The sequence below is a fragment of the Coleofasciculus sp. genome (assembly GCF_046539235.1).
Lineage (GTDB): Bacteria > Cyanobacteriota > Cyanobacteriia > Cyanobacteriales > Coleofasciculaceae > Coleofasciculus.
Map to the genome: position 1 here is coordinate 1 of NZ_JBKHHI010000255.1, position 9,541 is coordinate 9,541.

The window sequence follows — 9,541 nt, forward strand, 5'->3', positions numbered from 1 at the left end:
TGGTGTCATTGCCAGAACCTGTGGTAATTGTATCCTTACCTGAACCGCCATAAATTAGATTATTGCCATCTCCAGCATCAATTATGTTGATCCCTTCATTGGCATAAATGGTGTCATTGCCAGAACCTGTGGTAATTGTATCCTTACCTGAACCGCCATAAATCAGATTATTGCCATCTCCAGCATCAATTATATTGATCCCTTCATTGGCATAAATGGTGTCATTGCCAGAACCGGTGGTAATTGTATCCTTACCTGAACCGCCATAAATCAGATTATCACCACCTCTAGCTTTAATCCTATTTACTCCCTCACCACCAAAAATGACATCATCATTGAATGTGCCTTCCAGCAAATCATCACCATAGGTTCCAAAAATGTAATTCATCGACTTTCTCCAAATGTGTATTTTGATGTTGGGTTATCTAAAATTGTCTTGACTTGACAACAATCTTGGATCTGTCTGCTCAGAAGGCAAGTTGCCAAAACCCAATTAAATCTGGCGGGGATTAAATCGAATTAATCCTGGTTTTGAATAGTATATTTCTTTGCCAGAGTAATTTTTAATTTAACTTGATTTTATAAACTTTGTCTTTGTTTTTTATGAAGCTTGAATAAAGAAATTATGATAACTTGATGAAGTTTTGGTCAAGACCCAAGGTGACTTTTGTTACACCCCTCCAATCAGGGATGACAAAGGACGAAGTTTTACAGCGATGTACCGCATAGCAGAGCAAACTGCTGTAAGGGGAGTCTGAAACCTCCTGCAAATAAATTGATATTAAGGTTTAAATGCCAAACAGCTTATACTTGAGCAGCTTCGTAGATACGATGAAGCTGGGGAAGATATTAGCTGTTCAGTGATTTCTGCCTTCTTGCACTAGGAAGAGCGAAGCGTGAAGCTATAGCCAGGAACGACCTTTAAAAGCTGGACATAGATGCTTCGCCTCACGGAGCCTGCCCTCGAAGGGGATAAATTGCCTCTTTGACTGCAACTTTGTATCAGCTTGAGCTGACTTGAGCTTTGGCTTCCTTTTTAAACTTTTATTAAACCCAAGCCGGGTTAAGGCTCAACTATTGAATCAGCCAAGCTTCTATCATCCAAAATTTAAAGCGACAAGTGAATAAATGTATTGCTGTATACATAGAGTATAAGGTTAGGTTAAGAAAGTTTCTCACATTCATAATCTTTTTTTCAGATAAAATTTCCAAATAGGGTGTATGCTTAAGTGTGGAGGTTAACCTGTTCTTAACCAGAGAAACTCCACACTACACTACTGTTACGAGGGTCAATGCCAATGGTTGGTGTGGTTTCACCTCGCCCAGAGCGGGAGGTCGAAATTTTACATGTTGTTCCTGGTCGTCTAAGACTCCGAGTCTTAGGAGAGGAACCCGGAACCGTATTGAGAGCGGTTACGCCCCGGCTGCGGAAGCGGGTCGGCGTGCGAGAGATACGAACCAATGAGCAAATCGGAAGTTTACTCATTACCTTTGATACGAATCAGTTATCTCTAGCTCAACTATTTAAGATGCTGGGGGATTTAGGAATTGCCGAAATTAAACAGCCCCAGAGTAAGGAACCCTTAGACGCAGAGGCTTGGAAAAAAGCGGGAACTCAGCTTCAATCCTTCATTCCTCTATTGATTGGACTGTTGACCACAAGGCAACTGGGAATTCAAGGGTGGCGGTCAATTCCAGTTTATCTACTGATAACCAATGTTGTCCGTCAGATTATGCAGAGCTGGGATTTGGCAGAAGGTGAGTCAGAAGGGACGGCAGAGGGTAGAAGCATGCTCTCGAACAACGTCAAGGGGCAGAGGGCAGAAGCTCAGAAGCAAGGTGGCAAAGCAGAAAGAAATAATGCTGATTTAAACGGAGATAATATTCCAAATGTTACACCTGATCAGCAGAATGGCAACCAGTCAACCGTCGCATTGAATGCCAATTCAACGGTTGTCTATGGCTTAGTTCATGCGGTTCCTGGACGGATGCGTTTTCGTGTTCCCAAAGTTGCCGAAGATTCAGCCTATCTGCGCCGATTGCAATCCTTAGTTAAAAAGGATGATTGGATTACCCAGATGCGCTGCAACAGCACCGTCGCATCGGTGGTGATCACCTACAACCCGATGCAGGTTGGCGAAGCAGAAGCTGGGTTACATTTCATTAGTCTGATTCAAATTGCTGCTAATCCTGACTCCAAGGAGCCGGGGAGCAGAGGAGCAGAGAATGTAGAGACGTGCCATGGCACGTCTGCAGGCACGTCTGCAGGCACGTCTGGGAACCCGGTTGTAGGGGCGGGTTTTACCGATAACGTTCGGGAGACAACAGATAACTTGACTAAACCCGCCCTTCCAGATGAACCAGAGGAAGGATCTGAGGAAATTGCAGCCGAGCCGGATTTGTCTCCACCGGAGACAAGTTCAGCCGAGCCGAATTCGTTGACTCCTCCGGTGCAGGTAGAACAAGAGGATCACAAAAGTGAGGAGGCTGGGGAGAGTTCTGTTGATCAGGATGTACAACCCGCCAACACCAATGATTCTGTTGCTGATCAACCAGAACCCATGGAAGACACTCAAGCCGCGATCGCCACCTCAGTGAGTCCTTGGTTGGATTTTAAGTCAGCAGCGCTTTCCACCCTGCTCAGATTGATGGCAAAAATGCCAATCGTAGGCGTTTAATCCCAGTTTTGAGTTCAAAAAGGTAGTTTACGAATGATCAGACTCAACCTACCCCAACCGCAATTTTGAGTTGTGATTTTCACCCTGGGGAGCGGGTTAGCTCCCGATATTGCTCACCAAAATAAATTGTATTGACACAAAGAGAGGGTGGTGATAATGAAGCAAGTGCTTTTGACATCTGGCAATGTTTCCCAGAAACAGACAGCAGCCATGGAACGTAAATCGCCAACTGTGATTGAGCGAACCAAGCCAAAAACACGACAAGTTCAGGTAACCTATCGAGTGGTTCACTCAACTCCTGGACGAGTGCGGTTTCGGATTCCGCGCATTGCTCATGATTCTAACTATGCTCAACGGCTGCAACGGCTTTTAGCCGCAGAACCCCAGGTTACATCGGTGCGGTTAAAACCAGCCGCCGCATCGGTGGTGATTCGCTATCTGCCCGGTGAACCTGATAGCCAGATGCGTTCCCGTTTAGGAAAACTGATTCAGCTTGCTACCAATGCGGCGCTAACGATTCCAGAGAATACGATTCAGGTAGAGAACTCCCCGGAACCCGGAAATTGGTCTCGATTAAAATTACCGACGTTAGCCACAGTGATTTCTCTGGTTAGTGGTCGATTGGGGTTATCGTTCCATCCTTTAATTATCAGCGGTACGATCGCACTAGCAACAATACCTGTGGCTCGACGGGCGATGGAAAGTATTACTCAGGAACGCCGCCTGAATGTGGATTTTCTGGATCTAGCCGCGATTACAATTATTACCGCTCAACGCCACTTCCTCACCTCCTGTAGTATGTTGGGGCTAATTGAACTGGGTGAGGCAATTCGAGAACGCACGGCGCGTTCCTCTCACAGTCAAACCCTAGACTTACTCAGTTCCTTGGCAAAGTTTGTTTGGGTGGAAAGGAATGGCGAAAAACAGCAAATTCCGATTGAACAGGTACAGCCAGAGGATACGGTGATTGTTTATCCGGGGAATCAGATTCCCGTGGATGGGCAGATTCTCCAAGGTAAAGCCCTGATTGATGAGCAAAAACTCACGGGTGAAGCTATGCCCGTGGTGCGAAGTGAGGGGGATAGCGTTTATGCCTCTACGTTGGTACGGGAAGGACAACTGTATATTTTAGCCGAACGCATTGGTGCAGATACCCTGGCAGGACGAACCCTGAAGTTACTACAAGATGCCCCAGTTCATGATACTCGTGTAGAAAACTATGCGGCGAAAATTGCCGATCGCATGGTACTGCCTACTTTATTATTAGGGGGAGCTATTTTTGCTCTAACTCGGAATGCGGCGAGGGCGGCGTCGATTTTCACCATTGACTTTGCTACTGGGATTCGGGTATCGGTACCAACTACCGTGATGGCGGCGATGTTAAGTGCAGCCCGTCAAGGGATTCTATTGCGGAGTGGGCGGGCGTTAGAACAGTTGGCGCGAGTTGATGCGATCGTTTTTGATAAGACGGGAACATTGACGCAAGGCGATGTAGCCATGATTGGGATTAAAACCGCTGATCCCGCCATTTCTGAATTAGATGTGCTGCGACTGGCGGCGGCGGCGGAACAACGGATTACCCACCCGGTTGCGGAAGCGGTGATGCGTTACGCCAATTATCAGGAGGTGATTATACCCCAGCGTGGTGAGTGGGATTACCAAGTCGGTTTAGGGATTCAGGCGCAAATTGAAGGACAGACGGTGTTAGTGGGGAGTGAACGCTTCTTGGTGAAAGAGGGAGTTGACCTAGAGTCATTCTATACCGCCCATCCGGAAGTGAAGACAACTGGATATCCGACAATTTATGTGGCAAGTAATGGCAGACTTCTGGGTATATTGCAATATACCGATCCCTTGCGCCCAGAAAGTGCCGAAGTGATTGCCATTTTGCGAGATGAGATTGGGGCGGAAATTCATATCCTGACGGGGGATAATTGTCAACGGGCGGCGACTGTAGCGGCTCAATTGAATATTCCTCCCAGTCATACCCACGCCGAAGCCTTCCCCCAACGCAAAGCTGAAGTGGTGCAGCAGTTACATGAAGCGGGGAAAACGGTGGCGTTTGTTGGCGATGGACTGAATGATTCAGCGGCGTTAGCCTATGCTGATGTATCGGTATCCTTCCGGGATGGATCAGATATTGCCCGTGAAACCGCTGATGTGGTGCTGATGCAGAATAATTTGCGGGGTTTAGTGGAAGCCATTGCGATCGCACGGAATGCTAAACAGATTATCCGCCAGAATACCAATATCGTCGCTGTACCTAATTTATCTGGTTTAGCGATCGCGGCAACGGTGGGATTAAATCCGATGACAGCAACCTTAATTAATAATGGCTCTAGTGTGATTGCTGGCGTCAACGGATTGCGCCCTGCACTCAAGGGAGATAAAGCCGCGATTGATGTGGAAGTTGCTAGCGATTAATTGGAGTTTTTCCGACTGTAGGGGCGGGTTTCATTATTATCTGATGTTGTCACCCGGATGTGACTAAACCCGCCCCATCTCCCCTCATGTGGGCAGGTTTGTGTAGGGGCGGGTTTCACAATTATCTGATGTTGTCACCCAGATGTGACTAAACCCGCCCCGATAACCAGACGCGCCCAGGCAAAAGGTTTCAATTAACTTACTTTTGGAGGTGTTTTATGAGTTTATTCAATCTTGAAGATTTAGTGGAAGACATTGGCATTCCCGGTGTTCTTGTCGGTGTTGGTGCTGTGGTTCTTGCACCGATTTTTGGTCCGGCGCTGGCGAAAGCAGGCAAACCTGTTGCCAAAGCTGCGATTAAAGGTGGCATTGTCTTCTATGAAAAGAGCAAAATTGTCATGGCAGAAGCTGGCGAAGCCTTTGGCGATTTAGTCGCCCAGAGTAAGGCAGAACTGGCGACTGAATTAGACGAGAGTAGCATTGTCCAAGTGTCCAATCATCCGGAAACGAACTAACCCTGTATCCCTAGGATCATGCATTTTCCTAGGTAGGTTGTTAGAATAACAGTTCCGGAAAAGTTTTTTGAATGAAGGAGGTACATTATGGCGTTTAAAATAACTGATCTGTTTGAAGATCTGGGAGTTCCCGGTGTTGTGGCGGGTATTGGTGCCGTTGTGGCTGCGCCGTTGCTGATTCCGGCTGCGGTCAAGGTGGGGAAACCTGTTGCCAAAGCGATGGTCAAAGGTGGAATTGTCTTTTACGAAAAAGGTAAAGGGATGATGTCAGAAACTGGCGAAGTTTTTGAAGACATCGTGGCAGAAGCGAAGGCAGAATTGGCTGAGAAAAAAAGCCAAGCCGAATTGGAACCCGCGCCGAATAGTGAAGGTTAATTTCCATTAACCCTGTAGAGACGTTGCATGCAACGTCTCTACAATGCACGGTGCAAAATTTATAATTGAGAATTAATTATGCTGATAACCAATAATTCTAAAATGCCAAAATTAAGAGAAACGACGCCAGAAATGGGTAATTCACCTATTTATGCTGAACTGATCAGTCAAACCCCAGGGCGAGTGCGATTGCGGGTGGCTCCAGAGTATCGCCAATCTGAGGATATTGAACCGCTGATCAACTTGTTAAATGAACGTCTAGAGATTTATCGGGTACGAGCTAATATCCACAGTGGCAGTATTACTATTTTTTACGCCCAAGATCACATTAATTTCGAGGGAGTTTGGGCGATTTTGCAGGATTTAGGGATCACGTTTAGCCCGATTCCTGAACAACAACCGAGACGTTCGGCTAACGGTCAATCTGATGCGGCGGCTAGCGTAACTCATGCTGTCACTCATCTCAATCGGCGCGTGAGACGGGCAACAGATGGGATAGTTGACATCAGATTTTTGATTCCTTTGGGTTTTAGTGTTTTAGCGATAAGGCAATTAATCGTTAAGGGATTGATGATAGAAGTGATTCCTTGGTATGTTTTAGCTTGGTATTCCTTTGATAGTTTTATTAAGCTGCATTATACCAGCGAAATTCAGGAATAGATAGCCCATTAAGCCTGGAACTAAAGTTCCGGCTAAAAGCTTAAACCCGTTAAAACGGGTTGCAAGATTTACCTAGTAAGCTAAGGCTTACTTAAGCTTTAGGTTTCGGAAATGTATTTCCTGGCGTCCAAGTTGGCAATGTGCCACTTAAGTCAGCGCCATTAGCTTTATCGGCTCCAAGCCTCTGTGAGATCTACAGCATCTTGGATAACGCGGTAGCGTCGTTTGCGGTTAGGTGTCGTTTTATCCTTGCGGAGAATTGGTAAATAATCTATTTTCCCTTGAGCTACCTCAAAGACGGAACAGTGAACTTGTGCGATAGTAAAAGTAGCAACAATTCTAAAGAGGTGGGCGAAATGATCCAGATCAACCAAGATATCGAGAAAGCCCCGGGACACCAGATTCTAGCAATAACTGGAAAGAAATATCTCCGTCCTGGAGGGCGCAGTGCTACTGAACAACTACTGGAGTGGGCAGATTTCCAACCTAATAAAACCGTTTTGGAACTAGCAGCAAGTTTTGGCTATAGTGCTATGACTCTAGCCCAACGCTACGGTGTAAAAGTCATCGGCGTTGAGAAAAATCCTGAGAGTGTCCAGAAAGCCCGTGAAAATATTCGTGTAGCAGGATTAGAAAACCAAATCGAAATTGTTGAAGGTGATATCTTTCACTTAGAAACCATCTCAGGACAGTTTGATTATGTCTTGGCAGAAGCTATCCTTTCAATGCAATCTGCTTCGGGTAAAGCGAAAGTTTTGAAAGGGATTGGTCAAAAGCTCAAACCAGGAGGTCAATTCCTTTCTCATGAACTTCTAGCCAAAGCCAAAGAAGCCCAAATTCATGCCGATTTAGCACGGGTAATTCGTACTAACACTACTCCGATTTCCGAAATTGGATGGTTAGAACTCTGTGAAACTGCAGGATTGCAGGTGCAGCAGTACCAAACCGGGGCAATGGGTTTACTCAGTCCGCAGCAAATGATTGTGGATGAAGGTTTAGTTAATACCCTCAAGATTGCGTGGAATGTTTTTACTCAACCTCCTATTCGTCAACGGGTGTTGCAGATGCGAGAGATCTTTGAGAAGTATCGTGACGAATTAGGTTACATCATTCTCTGTGCAACGCCTAGAAACTAACTATCCGAATCTAATAAGATACTGAAAAAAATAGAGAAATCATTACCATGACCCAAGAAACTAATCAACTAAGCCAATCCTTTACTCTCAATCTCCCAGATAGAATCGAATATCCCCAGGCGGGAATTCTCAGTAAAGTCTTATTCAAAGACCAAAACTGCCAATATACTTTATTCTGCTTGAGTGCCGGAACAGACATTTCTGAACATACTTCCCCTCGCAATGCAACAGTTAATGTTTTGGCGGGAAAAGGAACTTTAACTTTGGAAGGGAAAGAGATTGCCCTTGCTCCAGGAGTGTTTGTCTTAATGACAGCCAATGCAAAGCACGCTTTCAAAGCTGAGGAAAACCTGGCGTTTCTTCTCACTCTCTCAGAAAATCCCCAGACCAATTAGATTGGGTTTTTGGATTTGAAAAACTTCCTTAAGATCATCAACTGTTGAGTCGTCAATGCCCGTCACTGTGACTTAAATCCTAAACAAAACTAGGGATAGTCCCCTTGAGCGATCGCGTCCAACTTATCTCGATCTAAGATAATAATCTCCCCTCCTCGCTGATAACTCAGTACCAACTTCAGACTCCTTACTAAACGGACACATTCTTCGTAGCTAATTCCAATACTACGGGCTAAACGATAGTAAGGGAGCTTCATCTTGAGCTTTTGACTCCCTGGGTTTACTTCTACGCCATACTGGTCAGCAAAATGTTGAATGAAACGAGCTAACCGAACAATTGCTCGTTCAGAAATTAAACCGTGTACGGTGTCATGAAGTTCTTGCAGTCGGGTGTTAAACACCGCCAACATCAGCAGGGCAATTTCCGGGTGTTCCTGAATTGTGGCAAGTAAAGCAGATCTCTCTACAGTGAGAATTTCACAATCGGATTGCGCTGTTACTGTCGCTGGTGCAATTGGGCTTCCCACCAAAGCAGGAGCCGCAAAGATCTCTCCATTTGTCAATATCCGAAGTACAGTTTCTTTGCCAGTGGTGGCAATTTTAGTCACTTGCAGGGAACCTATCAGTAAACTATACAATTGTGGAGCTAAGTCATCCCCTTCGTGCAAAATAATTTCTCCCTTTTGGTAGAAGTATATCTGAGTATAAGGTTGTAATTTTTGATGTTCTTCATTATTTAATGTGGCAAACAATTGAATTTGTGAAAGTTGGTCAAGGGTTGCTAGCATTTTAATTCACCAGTAAAAAAGTCTTGCTAATGGGTGGCGCGATAACGAAGTTAAATCCTTCTCTTCGAGACGCTGCGCGAACGGGTGATCGCGTCATCAGTCAAGAGTTTTGAGATTGCTTTTCTCTAAGTTATACAAAGGTGCTAGACGACGATCAAGATTGAGATGATGACTCATTAGACCTCTCCTACCAGAAGTTGAACTGCCCTCACAGATGAGAGAGTAGACTGATTCTCGCTACCTGGACTTTAGCACCTATTTATCCCTCTATGAGCTACCTCATAGAACCCAGAACCACCTTTTGAGGATAATCAACTCATAGCATTTAAGATAATCATGACAACTATGCCTTCTACAGTATCAGTCTTTTCTCAACACTTAGGAATTAGTGAAACTCAAGTCAATGAGATTTTGTCTCAGTCCCTCGCTGACTGTCTCAAATCCCCCGAACTCCAACAACTATTGGAGAGTCTAGATATCCGCAAACTTAAAGAGACTTTACCCACTGCGGGCGCAGTCTTACAAAAACGCCTACCCCCCTTTTATGATTGGCTGAAAAATGAATTGGGC

9 protein-coding genes and 1 pseudogene are annotated in these 9,541 nt (G+C 45.3%); 8 read left to right on the forward strand and 2 right to left on the reverse strand.

Features of this window, described 5'->3' with window-relative positions; all coding sequences use genetic code 11:
• Positions 1 to 388: calcium-binding protein (locus tag ACLFWI_RS20050; RefSeq protein WP_446414375.1), on the reverse strand; the 388-nt coding region annotated here is incomplete at its 3' end.
• A gap of 910 nt (positions 389 to 1,298) precedes the next feature.
• Between ACLFWI_RS20050 and ACLFWI_RS20055 the strand changes: the two genes are divergently transcribed.
• The 7 genes from ACLFWI_RS20055 (at position 1,299) to ACLFWI_RS20085 (ending at position 8,183) form a co-directional block, all read left to right on the forward strand.
• Complete coding sequence (locus ACLFWI_RS20055; RefSeq protein WP_446414376.1) at positions 1,299 to 2,678, forward strand: HMA2 domain-containing protein; 1,380 nt, start codon at positions 1,299 to 1,301, stop codon at positions 2,676 to 2,678.
• 147 nt (positions 2,679 to 2,825) lie between these two features.
• The gene (locus ACLFWI_RS20060; RefSeq protein WP_446414377.1) at positions 2,826 to 5,102 is read left to right on the forward strand and encodes a heavy metal translocating P-type ATPase; all 2,277 of its coding nucleotides are present in this window, start codon (positions 2,826 to 2,828) and stop codon (positions 5,100 to 5,102) included.
• Between the two features lie 218 nt (positions 5,103 to 5,320).
• Complete coding sequence (locus ACLFWI_RS20065; RefSeq protein WP_446414378.1) at positions 5,321 to 5,617, forward strand: DUF5132 domain-containing protein; 297 nt, start codon at positions 5,321 to 5,323, stop codon at positions 5,615 to 5,617.
• 87 nt (positions 5,618 to 5,704) lie between these two features.
• The gene (locus tag ACLFWI_RS20070; RefSeq protein ID WP_446409341.1) at positions 5,705 to 5,992 is read left to right on the forward strand and encodes a DUF5132 domain-containing protein; all 288 of its coding nucleotides are present in this window, start codon (positions 5,705 to 5,707) and stop codon (positions 5,990 to 5,992) included.
• A 78-nt stretch (positions 5,993 to 6,070) separates the two neighbouring features.
• Positions 6,071 to 6,652, forward strand: a complete 582-nt coding sequence (locus ACLFWI_RS20075) for an HMA2 domain-containing protein (RefSeq protein WP_446414379.1) — start codon at positions 6,071 to 6,073, stop codon at positions 6,650 to 6,652.
• Positions 6,653 to 7,008: 356 nt separating this feature from the next.
• Positions 7,009 to 7,788 carry an SAM-dependent methyltransferase gene (locus ACLFWI_RS20080; RefSeq protein ID WP_446414380.1) on the forward strand — a complete coding sequence of 260 codons (780 nt, stop codon included), beginning with the start codon at positions 7,009 to 7,011 and terminating at the stop codon, positions 7,786 to 7,788.
• A gap of 47 nt (positions 7,789 to 7,835) precedes the next feature.
• Complete coding sequence (locus tag ACLFWI_RS20085) at positions 7,836 to 8,183, forward strand: cupin domain-containing protein (RefSeq protein WP_446414381.1); 348 nt, start codon at positions 7,836 to 7,838, stop codon at positions 8,181 to 8,183.
• A gap of 89 nt (positions 8,184 to 8,272) precedes the next feature.
• Here ACLFWI_RS20085 and ACLFWI_RS20090 read toward each other — a convergent pair whose 3' ends face one another.
• Positions 8,273 to 8,971, reverse strand: coding sequence for a Crp/Fnr family transcriptional regulator (locus tag ACLFWI_RS20090; RefSeq protein ID WP_446414382.1), 699 nt, complete (start codon positions 8,969 to 8,971; stop codon positions 8,273 to 8,275).
• Between the two features lie 336 nt (positions 8,972 to 9,307).
• On the opposite strand from ACLFWI_RS20090, the pseudogene ACLFWI_RS20095 reads away from it, so the two are divergent.
• A pseudogene (locus ACLFWI_RS20095) lies at positions 9,308 to 9,541 on the forward strand (hypothetical protein); the annotation flags it as partial.